The 22,006-nt window shown below is 74.2% G+C and carries 19 protein-coding genes, 1 tRNA gene and 1 riboswitch; of the genes, 13 read left to right on the top strand and 7 right to left on the bottom strand.

Annotation, left to right across the window (positions count from 1 at the left end; genetic code table 11):
• A tRNA-Cys gene (locus ACFRMQ_RS11195) sits at positions 1-71 on the bottom strand.
• 83 nt (positions 72-154) lie between these two features.
• Positions 155-220, top strand: a riboswitch (guanidine-III (ykkC-III) riboswitch).
• A 44-nt stretch (positions 221-264) separates the two neighbouring features.
• Between ACFRMQ_RS11195 and ACFRMQ_RS11200 the strand changes: the two genes are divergently transcribed.
• Together ACFRMQ_RS11200 and ACFRMQ_RS11205 are read left to right on the top strand one after the other, a co-directional pair.
• The gene (locus ACFRMQ_RS11200; protein ID WP_380729393.1) at positions 265-579 is read left to right on the top strand and encodes a DMT family transporter; all 315 of its coding nucleotides are present in this window, start codon (positions 265-267) and stop codon (positions 577-579) included.
• A gap of 112 nt (positions 580-691) precedes the next feature.
• Complete coding sequence (locus ACFRMQ_RS11205) at positions 692-2,131, top strand: MFS transporter (RefSeq protein WP_380729396.1); 1,440 nt, start codon at positions 692-694, stop codon at positions 2,129-2,131.
• Here the strand turns inward: ACFRMQ_RS11205 and ACFRMQ_RS11210 are convergent.
• Positions 2,128-3,420: a hypothetical protein gene (locus ACFRMQ_RS11210; protein WP_380729399.1), complete on the bottom strand. Its 1,293-nt coding sequence runs from the start codon at positions 3,418-3,420 to the stop codon at positions 2,128-2,130. The two genes, ACFRMQ_RS11205 and ACFRMQ_RS11210, sit on opposite strands and share 4 nt — an antisense overlap.
• A 529-nt stretch (positions 3,421-3,949) precedes the next feature.
• On the opposite strand from ACFRMQ_RS11210, the gene ACFRMQ_RS11215 reads away from it, so the two are divergent.
• From ACFRMQ_RS11215 to ACFRMQ_RS11225, 3 genes are read left to right on the top strand one after another with little or no spacing between them, the layout of a single operon-like run.
• Positions 3,950-4,591: a class F sortase gene (locus ACFRMQ_RS11215; RefSeq protein ID WP_380729401.1), complete on the top strand. Its 642-nt coding sequence runs from the start codon at positions 3,950-3,952 to the stop codon at positions 4,589-4,591.
• Entirely contained in the window at positions 4,588-5,913 is a 1,326-nt protein-coding gene (locus ACFRMQ_RS11220; RefSeq protein ID WP_380729403.1) for an alpha/beta hydrolase, read from the top strand. The genes ACFRMQ_RS11215 and ACFRMQ_RS11220 overlap by 4 nt, the downstream gene beginning before the upstream one ends.
• Positions 5,910-8,483 (top strand): rhomboid family intramembrane serine protease, encoded by a 2,574-nt coding sequence (locus ACFRMQ_RS11225; protein ID WP_380729405.1) that lies wholly within the window; start codon positions 5,910-5,912, stop codon positions 8,481-8,483. Before ACFRMQ_RS11220 ends, ACFRMQ_RS11225 begins: the two co-directional genes overlap by 4 nt.
• A gap of 125 nt (positions 8,484-8,608) precedes the next feature.
• Here the strand turns inward: ACFRMQ_RS11225 and ACFRMQ_RS11230 are convergent, their stop codons facing one another.
• Positions 8,609-9,034 (bottom strand): SsgA family sporulation/cell division regulator, encoded by a 426-nt coding sequence (locus ACFRMQ_RS11230; protein ID WP_380729407.1) that lies wholly within the window; start codon positions 9,032-9,034, stop codon positions 8,609-8,611.
• 309 nt (positions 9,035-9,343) lie between these two features.
• Here ACFRMQ_RS11230 and ACFRMQ_RS11235 point away from each other — a divergent pair, with 309 nt between their 5' ends.
• From ACFRMQ_RS11235 to ACFRMQ_RS11245, 3 genes are all read left to right on the top strand, one after another.
• On the top strand, positions 9,344-11,176 hold the full coding sequence (locus tag ACFRMQ_RS11235) for a DEAD/DEAH box helicase (RefSeq protein WP_380729447.1): 1,833 nt from the start codon (positions 9,344-9,346) through the stop codon (positions 11,174-11,176).
• Between the two features lie 397 nt (positions 11,177-11,573).
• Positions 11,574-12,224 carry an IclR family transcriptional regulator gene (locus ACFRMQ_RS11240; RefSeq protein ID WP_380695336.1) on the top strand — a complete coding sequence of 217 codons (651 nt, stop codon included), beginning with the start codon at positions 11,574-11,576 and terminating at the stop codon, positions 12,222-12,224.
• A gap of 38 nt (positions 12,225-12,262) precedes the next feature.
• Complete coding sequence (locus ACFRMQ_RS11245; protein ID WP_380729409.1) at positions 12,263-13,069, top strand: S16 family serine protease; 807 nt, start codon at positions 12,263-12,265, stop codon at positions 13,067-13,069.
• Between the two features lie 75 nt (positions 13,070-13,144).
• Here the strand turns inward: ACFRMQ_RS11245 and ACFRMQ_RS11250 are convergent, their stop codons facing one another.
• Both ACFRMQ_RS11250 and ACFRMQ_RS11255 read right to left on the bottom strand, forming a co-directional pair.
• A complete protein-coding gene (locus ACFRMQ_RS11250; RefSeq protein WP_380729411.1) occupies positions 13,145-13,915 on the bottom strand; it encodes an IclR family transcriptional regulator in 771 nt (256 codons plus the stop codon).
• Positions 13,916-14,067: 152 nt separating this feature from the next.
• A complete protein-coding gene (locus ACFRMQ_RS11255; RefSeq protein WP_380729413.1) occupies positions 14,068-14,646 on the bottom strand; it encodes an Lrp/AsnC family transcriptional regulator in 579 nt (192 codons plus the stop codon).
• A 204-nt stretch (positions 14,647-14,850) separates the two neighbouring features.
• On the opposite strand from ACFRMQ_RS11255, the gene ACFRMQ_RS11260 reads away from it, so the two are divergent.
• The gene (locus ACFRMQ_RS11260) at positions 14,851-15,408 is read left to right on the top strand and encodes a VOC family protein (protein ID WP_380729415.1); all 558 of its coding nucleotides are present in this window, start codon (positions 14,851-14,853) and stop codon (positions 15,406-15,408) included.
• A gap of 36 nt (positions 15,409-15,444) precedes the next feature.
• Here the strand turns inward: ACFRMQ_RS11260 and ACFRMQ_RS11265 are convergent, their stop codons facing one another.
• Entirely contained in the window at positions 15,445-15,996 is a 552-nt protein-coding gene (locus ACFRMQ_RS11265) for a hypothetical protein (RefSeq protein ID WP_380729417.1), read from the bottom strand.
• Between the two features lie 134 nt (positions 15,997-16,130).
• Between ACFRMQ_RS11265 and ACFRMQ_RS11270 the strand changes: the two genes are divergently transcribed.
• From ACFRMQ_RS11270 to ACFRMQ_RS11285, 4 genes are all read left to right on the top strand, one after another.
• Complete coding sequence (locus ACFRMQ_RS11270; protein ID WP_380729419.1) at positions 16,131-16,835, top strand: response regulator transcription factor; 705 nt, start codon at positions 16,131-16,133, stop codon at positions 16,833-16,835.
• The gene (locus ACFRMQ_RS11275) at positions 16,832-18,403 is read left to right on the top strand and encodes an ATP-binding protein (protein WP_380729421.1); all 1,572 of its coding nucleotides are present in this window, start codon (positions 16,832-16,834) and stop codon (positions 18,401-18,403) included. Before ACFRMQ_RS11270 ends, ACFRMQ_RS11275 begins: the two co-directional genes overlap by 4 nt.
• 253 nt (positions 18,404-18,656) lie before the next feature.
• Complete coding sequence (locus ACFRMQ_RS11280; protein ID WP_380729423.1) at positions 18,657-19,802, top strand: cellulose binding domain-containing protein; 1,146 nt, start codon at positions 18,657-18,659, stop codon at positions 19,800-19,802.
• A 204-nt stretch (positions 19,803-20,006) separates the two neighbouring features.
• Positions 20,007-21,398, top strand: coding sequence for a glycosyltransferase 87 family protein (locus ACFRMQ_RS11285; protein WP_380729425.1), 1,392 nt, complete (start codon positions 20,007-20,009; stop codon positions 21,396-21,398).
• A 155-nt stretch (positions 21,399-21,553) separates the two neighbouring features.
• Here ACFRMQ_RS11285 and ACFRMQ_RS11290 read toward each other — a convergent pair whose 3' ends face one another.
• Positions 21,554-21,970: an SsgA family sporulation/cell division regulator gene (locus ACFRMQ_RS11290; protein WP_380695356.1), complete on the bottom strand. Its 417-nt coding sequence runs from the start codon at positions 21,968-21,970 to the stop codon at positions 21,554-21,556.
• Positions 21,971-22,006 lie beyond the last annotated feature (36 nt).

Raw genomic sequence — 22,006 nt, forward strand, 5'->3', positions numbered from 1 at the left:
GGCCATGGCGGGAATCGAACCCGCGTGCACCGCTTTGCAGACGGTTCCCTCAACCACTCGGGCACACGGCCAGTGAGTTCATGGTGACCGATCGCGGGGGTGGGGGTCAACGCCGTTGTGTAAATTCCGTGTGGCAATGTGCTACGGTCGCTGACAGGTGGCTCCATTTCCGCCACCCCGGACGAGCGCGTCGTACCCGGTGACGACAAGACGGCGCAGTTCAGCGGCAATACGGCCGCTGTGGACTGCGGAGGTATCACCGTCATGGCCTGGCTCGTTCTGCTCGTCTCGGGTCTCCTGGAGACCGTCTGGGCGGTCGCCCTGGAATCGTCCAAGGGCTTCACCCGCCTCGTTCCCAGCCTCGTCTTCGGCGTCGCCTTGCTGTTCAGCATGGGCGGTCTGGCGTACGCGATGCGCACCATTCCGATCGGCACCGGCTATGCCGTCTGGGTCGGCATCGGCGCGATCGGCACCGCCGTCTACGGCATGGTGGCCCTGGGGGACCAGGCGACCGCGGCCCGGATCGCCTGCCTGCTGCTGATCGTCTCCGGCGTGGTGGGCCTCAAGGTGCTGCACTGACGGGCGCCGCGGGGACGGGCGCCGCGGGGCGGTCGGCCCAGGCCTTTCGGCCGAGCCGCTCACCGACCGAGGTCAGGAGTCAACGGCGCGGACGGCTCTTACGATGGTCCGTATGACCACTGCCTCCCCCACCTCGGTCGACCCCGTACCGATACCCCTCGACGACGACCCCGGCGGCGGGGTGCTCGGTGGCCGCTTCCGCGCGCTGACCCTGGGGATCGTCTCGGTGGTCCTGGTGATCGCCTTCGAGGCGACGGCCGTCAACACCGCGATGCCCACGGCGGCCCGCGAGCTGCACGGCGTCCCGCTGTACGCCTTCGCGTTCTCCGGCTACTTCACCAGCACGCTGTTCGCCCTGGTCGTCTCCGGCCAGTGGTGCGACCGGCGCGGCCCGATGCAACCGCTGTTCACCGGCATCGCGGTGTTCGGCGTCGGCCTGGTGGTGGCCGGGACGGCACCCGGGATGTGGGTGTTCGTGGGCGGCCGGTCGATCCAGGGCCTGGGCGGCGGACTGGTGATCGTCGCGCTGTACGTGGTGGTCGGCCGGGCCTACCCGGAGCGGCTGCGGCCGTCCGTGTTCGCCGCCTTCTCCTCGGCCTGGGTGCTGCCCTCGATCGTCGGCCCGCTGGTCGCCGGGGCCGTCACCCAGCACCTCGGCTGGCGCTGGGTGTTCCTGGCCGTGCCGGCGCTGATCCTGCTGCCGCTGGCCGTGATGGGCCCGGCGCTGGCCCGCTCGGAACGCGAGCACCCGGTGGCCAGGGGCGGGCGCTTCGACCGCCGCCGCACCCGGCTGGCCGCGATGGCGGCGGCCGGCGCCGGACTGGTCCAGTACGCGGGCCAGCGCCTCGACCTGATCGGGCTGGTCCCCGGGGCGGCCGGGGCGGCGCTGCTGGTGCCCGCCGTCCTCGGACTGCTGCCCGCCGGGACGCTGCGCGCCGCGCGCGGACTGCCGGCGGTGATCCTGCTGCGCGGCGTGGCGGCGGGGGCGTTCTTCTCCGCCGAGGTGTTCATCCCGCTGATGATGACCAGCCAGCGCGGCCTCTCGCCGACCCTGGCCGGGCTCACCCTGACCAGCGGCGGCCTCACCTGGGCGCTGGGCTCCTGGCTCCAGGGGCGGCCGGGTGCCGAGCGCTACCGGGTGCCGATGATCCGCGGCGGCTTCGCGCTGACCGCGGTCGCGGTCGGCGGCGCCGCGCTGGTGCTCGTCCCGGCGGTGCCGGCCTGGGTGGCCGCGGTGGCCTGGGGCATCGGCGGCCTCGGGATGGGGCTGACCATCGCGAGCGTCAGCGTGCTGATGATGAAGCTCTCCAGGCCGGAGGACGCCGGTGCCAACTCGGCCGCGCTCCAGCTGAGCGACGCGCTGGGGAACGTGCTGCTCACCGGCCTGGCCGGGGTGCTGTTCGCGGCGCTCGGCGGCGGCTCGGTGGCGGCCCTGCACGACACGGCGGAAGGCGCCGGTTCGTCCGGCGCCTTCGCGGTGGTGTTCCTGACCAGCATCGGCGTGACCCTGGTCGGGGCGGTGCTCTCCGGCCGGGTCCGCGCCCGGTCCTAGCCGGCGGCGGGGGCTCCGGCCCCCGCCGGCGCACCGAGGAAGGACTCCCAGCCGCCGTCCGGGGCCTGGCCCGGGCCGAGGCTCTGGAGCTTGCGCAGCACCGCCGGGTCCTGGGCGTCCAGCCAGTCGACCAGCTGCCGGAAGGAGACCAGCCGGACCTCCGGCTTGCCCGCGATGGTCCGCAGGACGTCCTCGACGGCGTTCATGTAGATGCCGCCGTTCCACTCCTCGAAGTGGTTGCCGATGACGTACGGCGCCCGGTTGCCGTTGTAGGCGCGGTCGAAGCCCATCAGGTAGGAGTCCCGCGCCTGGGTCTGGAAGCCCGGGTAGAGCGCCGGGTCGGCCTTGGTGTTGGGGCCGCACTGGTTGTACATGATGTTGTAGTCCATCGAGAGCACCTGGAAGGTGTGCCCGGGGAACGGGATGGACTGCAGCGGGAGGTCCCACAGCGCGCCGCCCTGGATCTTCTGCGGCCACACCTGGGTGCCGTTGCCGCTGCTGTCGTAGCGCCAGCCGCGCTTGACCGCCGTGGGCAGCAGGTTGCGCTGGCCCTCCAGGCAGGGGGTGCGGCTGCCGATCAGCTCCTTGCGGTAGTCGAAGGGCAGGGCCGGCAGGTCGGTGAAGCCGGTGTTGGTGCGCCAGTTCGTCACGAAGTCCATCGCCTGCTGGATCTCGCTGTCCCACTCCTCCGGGGACCACTTGGCGACGCCGGTGGAGCCGCAGAAGTGGCCGTTGAAGTGGGTCCCGATCTCGTGGCCCTCCAGCCAGGCCGCGTGCACGTTCTCCAGGGTGTCGCGGATGTGCTGGTCGCTCAGGTACCCGATGTCGGAGGCGCCGGCCTTGTGCTGGGGCGGGCGGTAGAGGTCCTTCTTGGACTCGGGCAGCAGGTAGAGGCCGCTGAGGAAGAAGGTCATCCTCGCGTCGTGCTCCTGGGCCAGCCGGCGGAAGCGGGCGAACAGGCCGTTGTCGAGCTCGCCGGCGCCGTCCCAGGAGAAGACCACGAACTGCGGCGGGCGCCGGCCGGGCCGCAGCGGTTCGAGGACGGGCTGGTTCGGCTGGGGGCCGGTGTCCGAGGTGGAGCCGTCGCCGATCAGGACGGCCTCCGGCTTGGGGACCGGGGGTGCCGGGGTGGCGGTGGTGCCCCTCCCGTCGGCCGCGTCGGCGGGCGGCACGGCGGCGCCGGTCGCCCGCTGCCCGCCGGTGGCGTGGTTGCTGCCGCAGCCGGCCGCCAGGGTGGCGGCGGTGGCGGCGCCGGCCGCCAGCAGGGTGCGGCGGGAGAGGGCGTCCATGGTCACTCCGTTCGTGGGGCGGCGTGGGGCGGGCGGCGTGCGGGCGGCGTGCGGGACGGTGACGTCCGGTCGGCGCGCGGGTGGTGGCGTCCGCGACCGGGTCAGCATGGCACGGGGGCGGGAGCCCCCGGAGAGGCGCAGCGCGTGCCGGAGGCGATCCCCCCGAACGACGCAACCGGCGACGCGGCCGGCGACGCGGCCGCCGGTGAACAACGCGGGTGAACGACACCGGTGAATGACACGAGTGAACGACGCCGACGAACGACAACGCCGGAGGGCGCAACCGAACGGGCCCGCCGGACCGTCGAATAGCTCAGGTCGGGCATGCCCGGGCGGCGGTCCTCCGCAGGGACGGTCCGTCGCGCTCCGCGACCGGGCGGCCACGCGGTGGGGGGAAAACGCCGCCGACCCTGCCGATCGGGGGGTGCCGATACGACCGTCGTATGGACGTGCCTTACAGTCCGATCCGGTTGAATTGTTCCCAGGAAACTCCCAGGAAAAGGGATTCCATCGGCAGAGGGGAGCGCCCGTGGGCGTCCAGCAGAGCAGGAGCCCCTGGCCGGGCACCCTGGCGGCGGGAACCGCGCTGGTGCTCGGCGCCTGGCTGCTGCGCGGCGGACCGTCGGTGCTGCCGCCCGCTCCGGACGCCGGCCAGGCCCAGGCCGGGATCACCCCGGTCTCGGTCGTCCCGCCGCTGGGCCCGTCCGCGCCGACCCGGATCCGCATCCCGGCGGTCCGGCTGGACGCCCCGGTCACCGCGCTCGGGCTGGAGCCCGACGGCCGGCTCCAGACGCCGCCCGAGGCGGACCGGAACCTGGCGGGCTGGTACCGCGGCGGGGCCAGCCCCGGCCAGCGCGGCACCGCGATCCTGGCCGGACACGTCGACAACAAGGCCGGCCCCGCCGTCTTCTACCACCTGGGCGCGCTCCACCGCGGGGACCGGATCGAGATCGCCCGGGCGGACGGCGCCACCGCCGTCTACCAGCTGTACGCCATCGAAGTGCACGACCGAAAGGACTTCCCGGACGACCGGGTCTACCGCCAGGCCGCCGACGCGCAGCTGCGGGTGATCACCTGCGGCGGCGCCTACAGCGAGGAACACGGTTACGAGGGCAACGTCGTCGCCTACGGATTCCTGGCCGACACCACCCCTCCGGGCACCGCCGCATGACCACGTTGACCCTTGCCTCCCGCTGGAACCCGATCGACTGGCCGCTCACCGAGGGCCTCATCCCGCACGCCGTGCTGGCGGCCGGCTGGGCGGCGCTGTTCGCGCTCACCGTCGGCCGCGGCCGGAGCTGGTGGCGGCTGCGGCTGCCCGCCGCGCTGCTCACCGCGGCCGTGCTCAGCCTGCTCCTGGACGTCGTGGTCGACGGCTGGTGGCACCCCTTCCCGGAGGGCACGCCCGGGTACGTCACCCGGTGGATAGCCGTCGCCCTGCTCGGGTTCTGCCTGGCCGGCTACCGGATGCGCCGGCTCGCCTGGCGGCGGCGGGGGCTCGCGCTCGGACTGAGCGCCCTGGTGCTGCTGATGGCCGCCTCCGAGGTCAACATCGGCTTCGGTCAGTTCCCGAGCGGGCGCGTGATGCTGGCGCCGTGGCTGACCAGGACCGACGGGCTGGTCGTCACCAAGGTCGGCCAGACCGTGACCGTCCCGCCCGGCAAGGTGCTGGAGGACGTCTGGAAGCCCCCGGCGGACCTGCCGGAGAAGGGCACCGTCTCGGTGGTGCCGATCCCCGGCACCAAGTCGGGCTTCCGGGCCCGCGACGCGTACGTCTACCTCCCGCCCGCCTACCAGGCCACCCCGCGGCCGCTGCTCCCGGTGGTCGTGATGATCTCCGGTCAGCCCGGCATCCCGGGGGACTGGGTGCTCTCCGCGCAGATCAACGAGGCGCTGGACGCCTACGCCGCGGACCACGGCGGCCTCGCGCCGATCGTGGTGATGCCCGATCAGCTCGGTTCCACCTGGGCCAACACGCTCTGCCTCGACTCGAAGATCGCCAAGACCCAGACCTACCTGGCGGTGGACGTCCCCAACTGGATCCACCAGAATCTCCAGACCGCGACCGGCCGGGGCTCCTGGGGCATCGGCGGCGCCTCGATGGGCGGCACCTGCGCGCTCCAGCTCGGCGTCAACGCGCCCGACGTGTACGGCACCGTGCTCGACATGTCCGGGCAGGACGAGCCGACCCTGGGCAACCGGGAACAGACCGTCAAGGCCGCGTTCGAGGGTGACGAGAAGAAGTTCGACGCGGTCGATCCGCTTCAGGTGATGGCCCGCAGGAAGTTCCCGGACACCAACGTCGCGTTGGTCGTCGGCGAGACCGACGAGGAGTTCAGACCGCAGATGGAGAAGGTCTACCAGGCCGTGCAGGCGGCCGGGATGAAGTCCAAGTTCGAGCTGATGCCGGGCGGCCACGGCTGGGTCGTCTTCCGGCCCGGCATCGCCCAGCAGATCCCGTGGCTCGCCCAGCAGACCGGGCTCGCCCGGTGACCGGGGCGGGGACCGCGCTGGTCACCGTCGGCGAGCAGCGCGGGGCCGGACCGGAGGCGGAGCGGGCGGCCGAGCGCGGCACCGACCGCGCCCCGGTCACCCGGACGCCGGAACCGCGCCCGCAGCGGGTCCGGCGGGCCGCCCGGGCGCTCGGCTCCCGGCTGCGCTCGGCGCCCCTGACGCTCGCCCTGCTGGCCGGCCTCTGGCTGCTCGGCGCGGCCACCGGCAGCCTGCGCCACGGCCCGCCCGAGCGGCTGCTGGACCGGGCCGGGACCGGCGTGCCCACGCTGGCCGAGGGCCACTGGTGGACGCCGGTCAGCTCGCTGTTCTGGTGCTCGGGCATCGGCTCGTACGTGTTCACCAGCCTGCTGCTGCTCCTGGTCGGCCCGGCCGCCGAGCACCGGCTCGGGCGGCCGCGCACCCTCGCGGTGCTGGTCGGCGGGCAGGTCGTCGGCACCCTGCTGGGCACCGCGCTGGTCGCGGCCGGCTCCTCGGCGGGGGAGCAGTGGACCGCCTCGGTGGCCGACCAGGTCTCGGTCGGCCCAGCCGTCGGCGTCTTCGCGCTGGCCGGGGTGCTCGGGTACCGGCTCACCGTGCTCTGGCGGCGCCGGCTGCACCTGCTGGTGCTGCTCGTCCCGCTGGTGATGACGCTGTACGTGGGCCACCTGCAGAGCGTCCAGCGGTGTGCCGGCGCGCTGGCCGGGCTCGCCCTGGGCGCGCTGGTCAGCCGGGGCCGTCCGCACCTGCGCACCCACCGCTCCTCGCACTCCGAGACCCGGGTGCTGGTCGCGCTCTGCCTGGTCGCCGCCGCCTTCGGGCCGCTGCTCGCCTCGCTGTACGACAACGCCAGCGGGCCGTTCAACACCTTCTCCGAGCTGTACCTCTCGCACCGGCTCAGCCCGGAGGAGGTGGCCGACTTCTGCGCGGTGTCGGCGCACGACTGCGCCCGCGCGCACGCCGTCGTGCGGATCTTCGACACCCCCGGCCGGATGATGGCCGCGCTGTTCCCGGCGCTGCTGCTGGTGCTCGCCGAGGGCCTGCGCCGGGGGCTGCGGTTCGCCTGGCTGGTCACGATGGCCACCGAGCTGCTCTGGGCGGCGCTGCTGTGCTGGCTGTACCTGGACGCCGGGCCGGTCAGCCGGGACGTGGTGCAGTACTTCGTCGAGGCGCTGCTGCTGCCGCTGCTGACCACCGGTCTGCTGGTGGCCACCCGCAACCGGTTCCGGCTGCGGCTGTCCGGCCGCTCGGTGCGCCGGCTGGCTCTGGTGCTGGGCGGCGCGGCGCTCGCCCCGGCGGCGGCGTACGTCGGGCTCGGGCGGCTGGTGGCCGGGGAGTTCGAGCCGGGGGCGACCGTCCGCGGGCTGGTGGCCGGGCTGCCGGCCCAGTTCCTGCCGCCCGCCTACAACGACCTGCTGCCGGACTACCCGATCGCGGTCGGGCCGGTGGCGCGCGTCCTGGAGACGTACTGCGGGCTGGTGTTCTGGGCGGCCGCGCTGGCCGTGCTGCTGTCGGTCTTCCGCCGCCCGGTGCTGCACACCGACGCGGCCGCGGCCCGCCGGGCGCGGGCGCTGCTGACCGAGCACGGCGGCGGGACGCTGTCGTTCATCGCCACCTGGGACGGCAACCACTACTGGTTCGACGAGGGGGGCCGGGCGGCCGTCGCCTACCGGGTGGTCGGCACCGTCGCGCTGACCACCGGCGACCCGTTCGGCGCGCCGGAGGACCGGGCCCGGGCGGTGGCCGGCTTCGCCCGGTACTGCGACGCGCGCGGCTGGACGCCGTGCTTCTACAGCGTCTGCGGCGAGACCAGGGCGGCCGCCGCGCAGCTGGGCTGGCGCTCGGTGCAGGTCGCCGAGGACACCGTGGTGCCGCTGCCCGAACTGGCCTTCACCGGCCGCAAGTGGCAGGACATCCGCACCGCCCTCAACAAGGCCGGCAAGCAGGGCATCTCCGCCGAGTGGTGGGCGTACCACGAGGCGCCGCTCGCGCTGCGGGAGCAGATCCGGGCGATCTCCGAGGAGTGGGTCTCCGAGAAGGGCCTGCCGGAGATGGGCTTCACCCTCGGCGGGCTGGAGGAGCTGGACGACCCGGACGTGCGGGTGCTGGTCGCGGTCGACGAGCAGCGGGTGGTGCACGGGCTGACCAGCTGGATGCCGGTGTACGAGGACGGCGTGCCGGTCGGCTGGACGCTGGACTTCATGCGCCGGCGCTCGGACGGCTTCCGCGGCGTCAGCGAGTTCCTGATCGCCTCGGCCGCGCTCGGCTTCAAGGAGGAGGGCGCGCGGTTCCTGTCCCTGTCGGGCGCGCCGCTGGCCCGCACCGGGCAGGACGAGGAGCCCACCGGGCTGCAGCGGATGCTGGACTGGATGGGCAGGGTGCTGGAGCCGGTGTACGGCTTCCGTTCGCTGCTGGCGTTCAAGGCGAAGTTCCAGCCGGAGTACCGGCCGATGTACATGGCGTACCCCGACCCGGCCGCACTGCCCGGCATCACCAGGGCGATCGGCAAGGCGTACCTGCCGCACCTGACGGCCGCGCAGGGCGTCCGGCTGATGCGCAGGCTCTCCGGCTGAGCGGCGGGCATCGGTCCCCCCGGGCCCCGGTCCCGGGTGGCCGTGCGCCTCGGTGCCGCCACGCCACGGTGTCGTCGTGCCACGCGTCCCCGTGTCGTCGCGGTCCTGTGCCGCCGCGTCGAGCGTCAGCCGAGCAGCTCGGCGAGCGCGCGGTCGGCGTCGAGGTGCTGGTACTCCTCGCCCTCGGGGACGACCAGCCGGCTGCGCCACAGGAAGCGGCGCAGGTCGGCGGTGTCGAACTGGAGCAGCGCGGTGCCCTCCGGGGCGCGCAGCTCGACCATGGTGCGGCGGCCGAGCGCGGGCCGGACGTGGACGTCGCCGACGCCCGACGGCACCTCGATGCCGCAGGAGAGCAGCTGGCGCGCGAATATCCAGACGATGTCCTCGGCGCTCCGGCCCTCGACGGTGTCGTCCAGCGAGAACTCGGCGGGGAAGGCCATCCGGACGGCCAGCGGGTCCTCCGCGAGGTAGGACAGGACCACTCGCAGCCGGATGGAGCGGTGGGGGGAGAGGACCAGGCGGGCCTGAACGGTCTCTTCGGCGGTGCGCATGGCAGGGTCCCTTCGGTTCGGTGCGGGGCCGCGCTTCGGCAGGTGGGGTGGTGCGGCCTCACCCTGGTGAGAGTCCTGTGGCCGGTGGTGCTTACGCGGTTCCACGAGGAATCTCCTGTGATCCGGGTCACAGCGATTTCCGGCCGCGCGGGCCCGGCGCGGAGCCTCGCCTGGAGGCCCGATCGGCGCCGGACCGGTACGCTGGCCGGGTTGTCCGATTGCCGCCCGACCGCGGGGTGAGGCCGCCAAACCGCCTCTGACCTGCGATGATCCCCCACGGAGACCGTGAGTACTGCCGCCGCCTCCTCGATGCCGCTGTTCTCCGACGTGTCGGAGCCGCAGGCGCCCGCCCGATCCGTCGGCCACGCCGCACCCGCCGGTTCGCACCACCTCTCCCCGGCCTTCCCCGGCCGCGCCCCCTGGGGCACCGCGGGCAAGCTGCGGGCCTGGCAGCAGGGCGCGCTGGACAAGTACATCGAGACCCAGCCGCGCGACTTCCTCGCGGTCGCCACCCCGGGCGCGGGCAAGACCACCTTCGCGCTCACCCTGGCCTCGTACCTGCTGCACAACCACCTGGTGCAGCAGGTGACCGTGGTCGCGCCGACCGAGCACCTGAAGAAGCAGTGGGCCGAGGCCGCCGCGCGGATCGGCATCAAGCTGGACCCGGCGTACTCCTCCGGGCCGCTGTCCCGGGAGTACCACGGCATCGTGGTCACCTACGCGGGCGTCGGGGTCAACCCGATGCTGCACCGCAACCGCACCGAGGCCCGCAAGACCCTCGTGATCATGGACGAGATCCACCACGCCGGTGACTCCAAGTCCTGGGGCGAGGCCTGCTTCGAGGCCTTCGAGCCGGCCACCCGCCGGCTGGCGCTGACCGGTACCCCGTTCCGCTCGGACACCAACCCGATCCCCTTCGTGGCGTACGAGGCGGGCGGCGACGGCATCCGCAAGTCGGTGGCCGACTACACCTACGGCTACGGGCACGCCCTCTCCGACCACGTCGTCCGCCCGGTGATCTTCCTCAGCTACAGCGGCAACATGCGCTGGCGCACCAAGTCCGGTGACGAACTGGAGGCCCGGCTCGGCGAGCCGATGACCAAGGACCTGATCGCCCAGGCCTGGCGCACCGCGCTCTCCCCGCAGGGCGAGTGGATCCCGGCCGTGCTCCAGGCCGCCGACCGGCGCCTCACCGAGGTCCGCAAGGCGATCCCGGACGCCGGCGGGCTGGTCATCGCCACCGACCAGAACGTCGCCCGCGCCTACGCCAAGATGCTGCGCGAGATCAGCGGCGAGAAGGTCACCCTGGTGCTCTCGGACGAGACCGAGGCGTCCAAGCGGATCTCCGACTACGCGGAGGGGACCTCGCGCTGGATGGTCGCCGTCCGCATGGTGTCCGAGGGCGTCGACGTCCCCCGGCTCTGCGTCGGCGTCTACGCGACCTCGATCTCCACCCCGCTGTTCTTCGCCCAGGCCGTCGGCCGCTTCGTGCGCGCCCGCAAGCGCGGCGAGACCGCCTCGGTGTTCCTGCCGACCATCCCGCTGCTGCTGGGCTTCGCCAACGAGATGGAGCTCCAGCGCGACCACGTGCTGGACCGGCCCAAGAAGGAGGGCGACGGCCTCTTCGACGAGGAGGACCGGCTGCTCGCCGAGGCCGAGCGGGCCAACGACGGGCCGGACGGCGCGGGCGGCGAGGAGTTCTCGTACGAGGCGCTGGGCTCCGACGCGGTCTTCGACCGGGTGCTGTACAACGCCATGGAGTTCGGCATGCAGGCCCACCCGGGGAGCGAGGAGGAGGACGACTACCTCGGCATCCCGGGCCTGCTGGAGCCGGACCAGGTGCAGATGCTGCTCCAGAAGCGCCAGCACCGGCAGATCCAGCGCAGCAAGACCAAGCCCGCCGAGGAGGCCGACCTGCTGGAGCTGCCGGCCGAGCAGCGCCCGGTCGTCACCCACCAGGAGCTGCGGGAACTGCGCAAGGAGCTGAACGCGCTGGTGGCCGCCTGGCACCACCGCACCAGCCAGCCGCACGGGACCATCCACAACGAACTGCGCCGCCAGTGCGGCGGGCCGCTCACCGCGCAGGCCACCGCGAACCAGCTCAAGGCGCGGATCGCGAAGATCCGGGAGTGGGCGAAGTAGCGGACCGGGGAGCGGGCGGGGCGACGGCGGTCCGGCCGGCGGCGCGACGCCGTCCCGCGCGTCCCGCCCGCCCCGGCGCGTCCGGACTGCGGACCGGGGGCGCGCCCGCCCCCTGACACACCCGGCGAATCGCGGGGGTTCGTCCCGAATCGGGGGCGGTGTTGAAGTTGATCACGCCCGAATTTTGGACAACCACTTCCGTCGCGTCATTTCCTTCACTACCTTTCCCCCACGCGCTTCCGCCGGGCAACCCCCGCGGGACGGCGCCGCAGGACCGTGCGTGCGGGTCAACGAGGACACCGCGCGGCCCGAAGCGCGGCCACCCCCGCCTGCGCGCGACACCGACCTTGGAACGGCGCCGCCCGCCCCGTGAGCGCCGCGGAAAGGATTGCCCGTCGTGACTGCCGAGACCTCCCAGACCCTGGACCGCGGCGTCCGGGTCCTCAAGCTCCTCGCCGACTCCGAGCGGGGGCTCACCGTCACCGAACTCGCCGCCCGGCTGGCCGTCAACCGGACCGTGGTCTACCGGCTGCTGGCCACCCTGGAGCAGCACGGACTGGTCCGCCGGGACATCGGCGGGCGCGCCCGGGTGGGCCTGGGCGTGCTGCGGCTGGCGCACCGGGTGCACCCGCTGCTGCGCGAGGCCGCGCTGCCGGCCCTGCGCAGCCTGGCCGAGGACCTCGGGGCCACCGCCCACCTGACCCTGGTGGACGGCAACGAGGCGCTGGCCGTGGCCGTGGTCGAACCGAGCTGGACCGACTTCCACGTCGCGTACCGGACCGGCCTGCGCCACCCGCTCGGCGAGAGCGCGGCCGGCCGGGCGATCCTGGAGGCCCGCACCTTCCCCAGCCAGCGCAGGCCCGAGCAGGGCTTCGTCATCACCCGCGCGGAGGAGCAGTCCGGGGCGAGCGGGGCCGCCGCCGCGCTGCTCGGGCTGAGCGGCATCGAGGGCAGCGTCGGCGTGGTGATGCTGAACGGCATGGTGCCCGAGCGGGTCGGCCCCCGGGTGGTGGAGGCGGCGACCGAGGTGGCCGACGCCCTGAGGTAGCGCCCGCGCACGGCGTCGGGTGTGTTTGGATTCCCCTTGTGTCCGACACCAAGCTGCCCACGGCCCTCACCTCCCCGCGGACCCGCGCGCTCACGCTCTGCGGGGTGCTGGTCGCCGCGCTGTTCGGCGTGGCCGCCTTCGTCCCGCTGCCGTACACCATCACCTGGCCGGGCCTGACCGCGGACACCCTGGGCTCGTACCAGGACAGGCCGGTGCTCACCATCACCGGGGCGCCGCTGCGCACCACCGAGGGCGAGCTGCGGATGGTCACCATCACGGCGACCAACGCGGGGCAGAAGAACACCTTCTGGCGTTCGCTGCGGGCGTGGTTCGACCCGAACGAGGCGGTGCGCCCGACCGAGACGGTCTACCCGGAGACCAACCCGGTGAAGGCCGACGAGGCGACCGCGCAGCAGATGGCCGAGTCCCAGGACTCCGCCACCGCGGCCGCGCTGAGCTTCCTCCACCTGTCGCCGGACCAGGTGAAGGTCAAGGTCGACCTGGGCGCGGTCGGCGGCCCGAGCGCCGGCCAGATGCTGGCCCTGGGCATCGTCGACAAGCTCGCCGGCGACGGCAAGGGCGGCGACCTCACCGGCGGGCTCACCGTCGCCGGCACCGGCACCATCGACAAGGACGGCACCGTCGGCCCGGTCGGCGGCGTCCCGCTGAAGACGCAGGCGGCCGCCCGGGACGGCGCGACGGTGTTCCTGCTGCCCAAGGACGAGTGCGCGGACGCCAAGGTGAACACGCCGAAGTCGCTGCGGCTGGTGCCGGTCGGCACCCTCGGCGAGGCGGTCTCAGCGCTGGAGGCGATCCGGACCGGCGGCGACGTCCCCTCCTGCTGACCCCTTGCCGGCCCTCGTGACCTCTCGCGCCGCGTGCGGGGCGGGACCCCGGGGGCCGTGGCGGCCCCCGGAGGGTCAGATCCCGAAGGCCATCGTGGCGAAGTCGTCGCCCAGCCGGGTGCGCAGCTGGGCGGCGATCCCGGCCAGCCGGTGCGCCTGGGCCATCGGCAGCGAGACCGAGATCGCACCGAGGCCGTTGCCCGCGACGATCGGCACCGCCGCGCCCGCGGTGCCGAGCTGGTACTCCTGGAACTGGGTGATCGGGACGGCCCGCCGCGGGCCCTGGCGCGGCAGCAGCGGCAGGTGCGACGGGTCCAGCAGGGTGTACGGGGTGAGCGGCACCATCGGGTGGCGGGCCAGGTGGTCCCGGCGCTCCTCGGCGGTCATCAGGGCCAGCATGGTCTTGCCGGCCGCGGTGGCGTGCGCGCCGGACCGGAAGCGGTGGCGGTCGACCAGCGGCGCGCCGGGGGCCGAGACGGCTTCGACCAGTTCCACCTCGCCGTGCCGGTACCAGGTGAAGTAGACGGCGGCGGAGAGCTCGTCGGCGAGCGCGCCCAGCAGCACCCGCAGCCGGGTCCGACCACTCGCCGGGCCGTCCTGCCGGGCCAGTCCGGCGACCGCGGGGCCGGTCAGGTAGACGCCGCTGTCGCGTTCCAGGTAGTGGTCGTGCACCAGGGTGCGCAGCAGGTGGTAGGCGGTGCCCAGGGCGAGGTCGGTGTCCCGGGCGAGCTGCTTGGCGGTGGCGCCCCGGGGGTAGCGGGCGGCGGCCTCCAGCAGGCGCAGGGCGCGCTGGGCGGAGGCGATGAGGGTGGGGGCGGTACCGTCGGCCGCGACGGCGCCGGTCATATGGGGGCCGACCCGGGGGAGGGCGCGGCCGCCACGGGTTTGAGCCGGCCGGTGGACGGTGCCAGGAATAGTAGAACGTTCATACATAAATCTTGCGGGCGACGGCGCCTCAGGGATGTGCCAAATCGGCGCGTGGCGTCGCACGGACCCTCCTACTCGGCGGCGGCCTGGTCGATCAGCGGCAGGATCCGGTACGGCACCGGGTTCTCCAGGACGATCGCGGTGGACGAGCGGACGATCCCGTCGAAGCCCAGCACCCGGTCGATCACCCGTTGCAGATCGGCGTTGGAGCGGGCCACGATCCGCACCAGCATGTCCCCGATCCCGGTGATGGTGTGCAGCTCCAGTACCTCCGGCACGCTCGCCAGATGCGCCCGCACGTCCGAGCCCTGGCCCTGGGAGATCTCCAGGGTGGCGAAGGCCGTCACCGGGTAGCCGATCGCCGCTGGGTCCACCTCCGGGCCGAAGCCGCCGATCACGCCCTTGGCCTGGAGCCGGTCCAGCCGGGCCTGCACGGTGCCCCGGGCGACCTGGAGCCGGCGCGAGCACTCCAGCACGCCGATCCGGGGCTCCTCGGCGAGCAGCCGGATCAGCCGGCCGTCCAGGGCGTCGATGGCGTCGTTGGTGCTTCCCGCCGGGGTGACGGGAGCGCCCTGCGGGGTGGCGGGAGTGCCCTGCGGGGTCGCGGAGCCGGGTGGCTCGGGGGAGCTCGGGGAGTGGCCGGGGGGCATCGGAGAACCGTCCTGTGGTGGGCATTCTGTACAGCTGCGAGCCAGATTCTTCCGTTCCGGGGCGCAGTTTGACCAGGAGGAAACGGAACAGTTGCGCGTAAGTCGGTCCGGCGCCACCCTCCAGCCACACCCCCGTGCGCAGGAGCCCATCCCCGGTGCCGGGGGCGGCCAAGGACGGTTCGTACGCCGACCGGGAGGGCAGTCATGACCGAAACCGCCGCCGAACCCGCCCTGTCCGGGGCCCGCCTGTCCGGGGCCGGCCTCTTACCGGACCCGGCGGAGGCGGGGCCCTTGCCGATGGGCCGCGCCGACGCGGTGGTCTTCGCGGTCGCCGACGCCGCGCGGGCGGCCCGCCGCTACTGCGCCGCGCTCGGGCTGCGATGTACCGCGTACGCCGGGCCGGAGACGGGCGACCCGGAAGCGCGCTCGTACGTGCTCGCCGCGCCGGGCACCCGGATCGTGCTCACCTCCCCGGTGCGAGCCACCGGCCCGCGCGGCCGGGAGCTGACCGCGTATCTGGACCGCCACGGCGACGGGGTGCTGGACCTCGCGGTGAGCGTGCCGGACGCCTACTACGCCTACGACTACGCGGTGGACCGCGGCGCGCTGTCGCTGGCCGAGCCGCACGAGGTGCGGGACGACTACGGCTCGGTGGTGCTGGCCACCATCGAGGTGCCGGGCGGGACCAGGCACACGCTGGTGGACCGGGCGGGGTACGCGGGGCCGTACCTGCCGGGGTACGTGCCCTGCCGGGGGTTCTGACGGGGCACCGGATGCGCCGGTCGCGCCGTTCGCGGCCTAGCGGACCACCGTCTCCACGATCGGCGCGTGACCGTTCCAGGAGGCGATGACCGAGTTGGCCTCGGTGCCCCGGACGAAGTCGACCCGCAGCCACCCGTCCTGGTTCCACACCTTCATCTGCCAGCCCGGGTCCGGGGTGGCGGAGACCAGGGCGGCCCGGTCGTCCTTGAGGTCCAGCGCGACCTTGCCGCCAGGGACCGGATAGCTCTTCACCGTGCTCGTCGCGGTGGTGGCCGCGGCGGCGGCGCTGGTGGGCGCGGGCCGCCGGCCGGGCGGCGTGGCGGTGCTCGCCGGCGCCGGGCCGTGCGGAGCGGTGGTGGTCGGGGCGGTCGTCGGGGAAGGGGACGTGGACGGTGCGGCGGAGCGCTGGTCGGGGGTGGGCGTCGCCGGGGGCGGCGGATCGTCAGCCTTCGCGGAGGGCAGGGGAATCGCCGTGGGCTGCTCGAACGCGGCGCCGGTCAGCACCGCGTGCACACCGAGCCATGACAGTGCCACCGCCGCCCCCGTGGCCGCCGCCCAAGCGCCGAGCTGTACCAGTCCGTTCCGCATCGTCCGCACATCTTGCCGTATTTCCAAACGGATGGAGAGTGGCACCCCCGGTATTCGGCAGGGCAGTTGCACAATGTCCGGAGCCGCCCCCGAGGTACAGACCACTGCCCGCCTATGGCGTACCGTGCAGGCCCATGGCAACAGTGCTCGTGGTCGAGGACGACCCCTTCGTACGCTCCGCCCTCATCCGCCACCTGACCGACACCGGTCACGCGGTCCGCAGTGTGGGCACGGCCCTGGAAGCGCTGCGGGAGGTCGCCCAAGTGGGCTGTGACCTGGTGATCCTCGACCTGGGCCTGCCCGATCTGGACGGCAGCGAGGCGCTCAAGATGATCCGGGGCCTGACCAACGTGCCGGTGATCGTCTCCACCGCCAGGGACGACGAGGCCGAGATCATCCGGCTGCTCAACGACGGCGCCGACGACTACCTGGTGAAACCTTTCTCCGGGGAGCACCTCAGCGCCCGGATGACCGCCGTGCTGCGCCGGTTCGGCGGCGGCGCGGCACCCGTCGCCCAAGTGCTGCGGGTCGGCGGGCTGGCCATCGACCTCCAGCGGCGCGAGGCCACGCTGGACGGACGGCCGCTCGACCTGACCCGCCGTGAGTTCGACCTGCTGGCCTTCCTGGCCGCCCGGCCGGGCGTGGTGGTGCCCCGCAAGGAGATCCTCGCCGAGGTCTGGCAGCAGACCTACGGCGGCGACCAGACCATCGACGTCCACCTCTCCTGGCTGCGCCGCAAGCTCGGCGAGACCGCCTCCAACCCCCGCTACCTGCACACCGTCCGGGGCGTCGGGGTCCGCCTGGAGGTTGCCGGAGGACTGGCGGAGCACCGGACATGAGGAGGTTCGGGCGCTCGCTGCGCTGGGCCCTGATCAAGGCCGCCGTCGCCGGGACCACCATGGTCGCGCTGGCCTTCCTCATCCCGCTCGGGATGATGGTCCAACAGACCGCCCGGGACCGGGCCTTCACCGCCGCCGAGCGGCAGGCCGCGGCGCTCGGGCCGGCGCTGGCGATCACCACCGACCAGGACGCGATCAACCGGGCCCTGGCGAGTACGGACGCCGGCGCGCAGGGCCGGATGGCGGTCCACCTGCCGGCGGTCGGGCAGCCCGCCGGGACGGGGGGCGGCGATCCGGCCCGCGCGGACGCCGTCCGCGGCGCCGCGGGGACGGGCACTGCCGGGGCGAGCGGCCCCGGGGTGGGCGGCCCCGGGGTGGGTGCTGCCGGGGCGGGCGGCCCCGGGACCGCCGCCGTCGCCGGGACCGGCGCGCCCGCGGGCCCGACGCTGGGGGAGGCGCGCGCCACCGCCGCCGACCTGGCCGCGGCCGGCGGCCAGGGCCGCTCCTTCACCGTGAAGGTGGGCGGCGGGTACGCCCTGCTCCAGCCGGTCGCGGTGGACACCGGCCGCGCCGTGGTCGAGGTGTTCGTGGCCGAGAGCGACCTCACCCGGGGCGTCTCCACCGCCTGGCAGGTGCTCTCCGCCGTCGCGCTCGGCCTGGTCGCCATCTCGGTGCTGGTCGCCGACCGGATGGGCAGCCGCATCGTCGCCTCCGCGCAGAAGCTCGCCGCCGCCGCCCGATCGCTCGGCGCCGGGAACCTCTCGGTGCGGGTCCCGGTCGAGGGCAAGCAGGTCGAGGGCAGCCCCGAGGAACTGCGCGAGGCCGGCCAGGCGTTCAACACCATGGCCGACCGGGTGGTCCAACTCCTGGCCGCCGAAAGGGAACTGGCCGCCGACCTGTCGCACCGGCTGCGCACCCCGCTGACCGTGCTGCGGCTCAACGCCGCCTCGCTCGGCGAGGGCGACGCGGCCGACGCCACCCGGCACGCGGTCGCCCAACTCGAGCGCGAGGTCGACCAGATCATCCGCTCGGCCCGCCGCGCCCCCGAGGACGCGCCCGCCGTCGCGGTCGGCTGCGACGCCGTCGAGGTGATCCGGGAGCGGACCGCCTTCTGGTCCGCGCTGGCCGAGGACGAGGGGCGCCGCTGGCAACTGTCCGGCGCCGAGCGGTCGGCGCCGGTCCCCGTCCAGCGCGGGGACCTGGCGGCGGCCGTCGACGCACTGCTCGGCAACGTCTTCCGGCACACCGCCGTCGGCACCGCCTTCTCGGTGGACGTGCTGGTCACCGAGGGCTCGGTGATCGTGCTGGTCGGCGACGCCGGACCGGGGTACAACGACCCGGCCGCCGCCCTCAAGCGCGGCGAGGGGGACGGCGGCGAGGGCTCCACCGGCCTCGGCCTGGACATCGTCCGCAAGCTCGCCGAGTCCACCGGCGGGGACGTCGCCCTCGGCCGCTCCGCGGTGCTCGGCGGCGCCGAGACCCGGCTGCGGCTGCGCACCCGGCCGGAGCCCGAGGAGCCCGCGCGCGGCGGGCGGCGGCGGACCCGGGGCGCGCTGTTCCAGAAGTGACGGAGGGTCGGCGTGGCGACCGGCGACGGGCCGACGCCGTACCGGGCCGATTTCCTGACGGTGGATCGTGGAGTTCCTTAACAGCGGCCTAAGGGAGTTCTACCCCTCGCTCAGCCCGGCGGCCGCGGCCCCGGGGCGCCGCTAGCGTCGGTCGCGCCGGTCACCCGACCGAGCCGGGCCGGCCGCCCGGAGGTCCGTGCGCACCCGCGCCCGGACGGCGGCCGACCGTAGGCACCCGCGGAGGAAACGCGCCATGACCACCCAGCCCACCCGACGCGCCGGCCGCCGCGGGTCCGTCCGCCGTGGGCCCGGCCGCAAGGGCGTGCTCGTCGGGGCCGCCGCGGTCGTCGCCGCCCTGGTCGCGGGCGGGACGGTCGTCCTCACCTCCTCGGCCGGCGCCGCCTCGCTCGGCGCCGTGTACAGCCGGACCAGCGCCTGGGACGGCGGCTACACCGGCCAGTACCTGGTCACCAACCCGGACGCCGCCGCGATCGAGGACTGGACGCTCAGCTTCGACCTGCCGGCCGGGGCGAAGATCGACTCGCTCTGGAACGCCGCCTTCACCGCCGACGGGCAGCACGTCACGGTCAGGCCGGAGGCCTGGAGCAAGCGGCTGGAGCCGGGCAAGAGCGTGGTCGTCGGCTTCGTCGCCCAGGGCGCGGGCGCGGCGCAGGGAGAGCCGTCCGACTGCCTGATCGACAACGTCTCCTGCAAGGCCGGCGACGGCACCGCGCCCACCCCCTCGGGCCGCCCGACCACCACCCCCACGGCCGCCCCCACGGCCACGGCCTCGGCCACACCGAGCGCCACCGCGGTTCCGACCGCCACCCAGACCGTCCCTCCGACGGCGAAGCCGACCACCCCGGCGCCGACCCCCACCCCGACCGTCACCCCCACGGCGACCGGTGTGCCCGTTCCCCCGGTCGGCGCCGGGGCCGGCTTCGCCCCCTTCGTGGCCACCTCGCTCCACCCGCCGTACGACCTGCTCGCCACCGTCAAGGCGAGCGGGGTGAAGAACTTCAACCTCGCCTTCGTGGTGTCCGGCGTCGCCCCCGACCCGCAGGGCCGGATGGGCGAGTACGCCGTCGCCGCGGCCACCGCCACCCAGGCCCAGGTCAAGAGCGTGCTGGGGCTGGACGACGCGGCGGCCTGGCGGAAGGTCGCGGTCACCCCGATGATCGGCGTCAACGACGTCGCCGGCGAGGTCTTCACGGTGGCCGACGCCGAGCAGCTGGCCGACTTCGCGGCGGCCAAGCACCTGGCCTGGCTGTCCATGTGGTCGGCCACCCGGGACAAGGCCTGCCCGGGCGGTGCCAGGCCGACCGCCGACGCGACCTGCAGCAGCGTCGTCCAGCAGCCGCTGGACTTCAGCCGGGCCCTCGGGGCGTACGCGGGCTGACCTCCGGTTCCACCTCGGGGCCTCCGTCCGGCCTCCGGTTCCATCTCGTGGTCCTCCGTCCGGCCGGGTTCCGCCCATCGCGGAGCCCGGCCGGTCAGAGCCGCTTTCGTCACGGTGCGTAGCCGAACCGTTCCGGGTCCGCCGGGCGGCATCCGGTATCGTCGCTGGTTGGCCGAGTGGTGGACGGAGTGGACAGTGACAGCGGTGCAAGACGAGCGAAGCCCGGTGCGGACCGCCCCCGCCCCCTCGCCCGCCCCCCTGCCGGACCGGTTGCGCGACGCGCTCGGCGCTCCCGTCCGGGCGCTGCGCGAGGCCCCCCGCCGCCCGCTGCTGGCCGCCTCCGCCGTGGCGCTGCTGTCCCTGCTGGTGTACGCGGTGGTCCGCCACTTCGTGCACACCTCGATGGTGGACATGATCGTCTACCGGGCCGAGGGCGCCGCCGTGGCCGAGGGCAAGGACCTGTACGCGCTGCGCGTCACCGAGTGGAGCCTGCCGGCGACCTACCCGCCGTTCGCGGCGATGCTGTTCGTCCCGACCACCTGGTTCCCGGTCCCCTTCCTCCGGGTGGCGATCACTCTCGGCAACGTCGGGCTGCTCGCCCTGCTGACCCACCTGTCCTTCAAGCTGGCCGGCTGGCCGCGCCGCGAGCTGCGGGCGGTCGGTGTGGTCCTGGTGACCGGCCTCGGGGTCTGGCTCGAACCGGTCTTCACCACGCTCCGCTACGGCCAGATCAACCTGGCGCTGGCCTGCCTGATCCTCTGGGACCTCACCCGCCCGGACGGGAAGCGCGGCAAGGGCGTGGCGATCGGCATCGCCGCCGGCATCAAGCTCACGCCCGGCCTGTTCGCGGTCTACCTGCTGATCACCGGCCGGATCCGGGCCGCCTTCGTGGCCGGCTTCACCTTCCTCGGCACCTTCCTGCTCGGCGCGCTGGTCCTGCCCGACGCCACCCGGGGCTTCTGGACCGAGTACCTCTACGACTCCTCCCGGGTCGGCAAGACCTGGATCGTCGACAACCAGTCGCTGCGCGGCGCCCTCGCCCGGCTGCTGCACACCGCCGAGCCCGGCACCCTCGCCACCCTCGGGGCGGGCCTGGTCGCGCTGGCCGGTCTCGCCGTCTCCGCCTGGGCCGCGCGCAGCGGCCGCTGGCTGCCCCGGGCGGAGGCCTGGGGCGTCTGCTGCGCGGCCGTCACCGCGGTGCTGATCTCGCCGATCAGCTGGACCCACCACTGGGTCTGGTGCGTGCCGATGCTCGTCCTGCTCGCCGCCGAGGCCTCGGTCGAGCACGCCCGCCCGGCCGGTGTGCGCCGGCTGCGCTGGCGGGCCGCCTTCTGGGCCACGCTGGTCGCCTTCCTGTCCTTCGCGATGTGGGCCGCGAAGCCGGTCGGCCTGGCCGTCCTCGACCTGTCACCGTGGCGGCAGCTGCCGACCTCGGTCTACCCGTGGGTCGGACTCTGCTTCCTGCTCGCCGCCGCGATCCGGATAAGGGCCCGGCGGCGTTCCGCCGGTGCGCCACTGGTCCGGCTGCCCGGACAGCGCGACGCCGGTGGCCCGGACGCCGCCCGCGGTCGTCAGCAGGCCCCCGCGGCCCGCTGAGCCGGCGGGGGCGCCGCTCCTGCTCCTGATCCCGCTCTCCTCGTGGCTCCGTTCCTCGCGGCTCCGCTCGTTCGGGCGGAGCCGTTCGGGGGCGTGCCCGTGTTCCCGCGCGCGCCCGTGGTGCCGTACGTGCCGGTGCACGCTGCGGCGCACGCCTAGGCGAGCAGCTCGGCGAGCGAGCCGTCCATGTCCAGCACGCCCAGCTCGCTGCCCGGCGGGACCAGCCGGTGCGCACGCTCCAGCCAGGCCGCGACGACCGGCAGCGGGGCCTCCAGCAGCGCGTCCCCCGCGGGCGAGCTCAGGGCCAGACAGAGCACGCTGCGCCGGCCCGAGCGGGTCGGCCAGATCCGCACGTCGCCCTGGCCGCACGGGCGGAAGGTGCCCTCGACCAGCAGCTCCCGGGCGAACACCCAGGTCACCGGGGAGCCGGTGTCCAGGTGGAAGGTGATGTACACCGCGTACGGGTCGTGGCTGCCGTAGGACAGCCGGGCCGGGACGGGGATGCTGTGCTCCGGCGAGAGCACCAGGTTGAGCTCCAGCTCGTGTTCGACGACGCTGACGGGACGCTCCATGATCGTCTTCCTCTCTTCCTTCCGGCGGTGCCCGGT

Origin of the sequence: Kitasatospora sp. NPDC056783 (genome assembly GCF_042789895.1) — a bacterium.
Taxonomy (GTDB): Bacteria; Actinomycetota; Actinomycetes; order Streptomycetales; family Streptomycetaceae; genus Kitasatospora.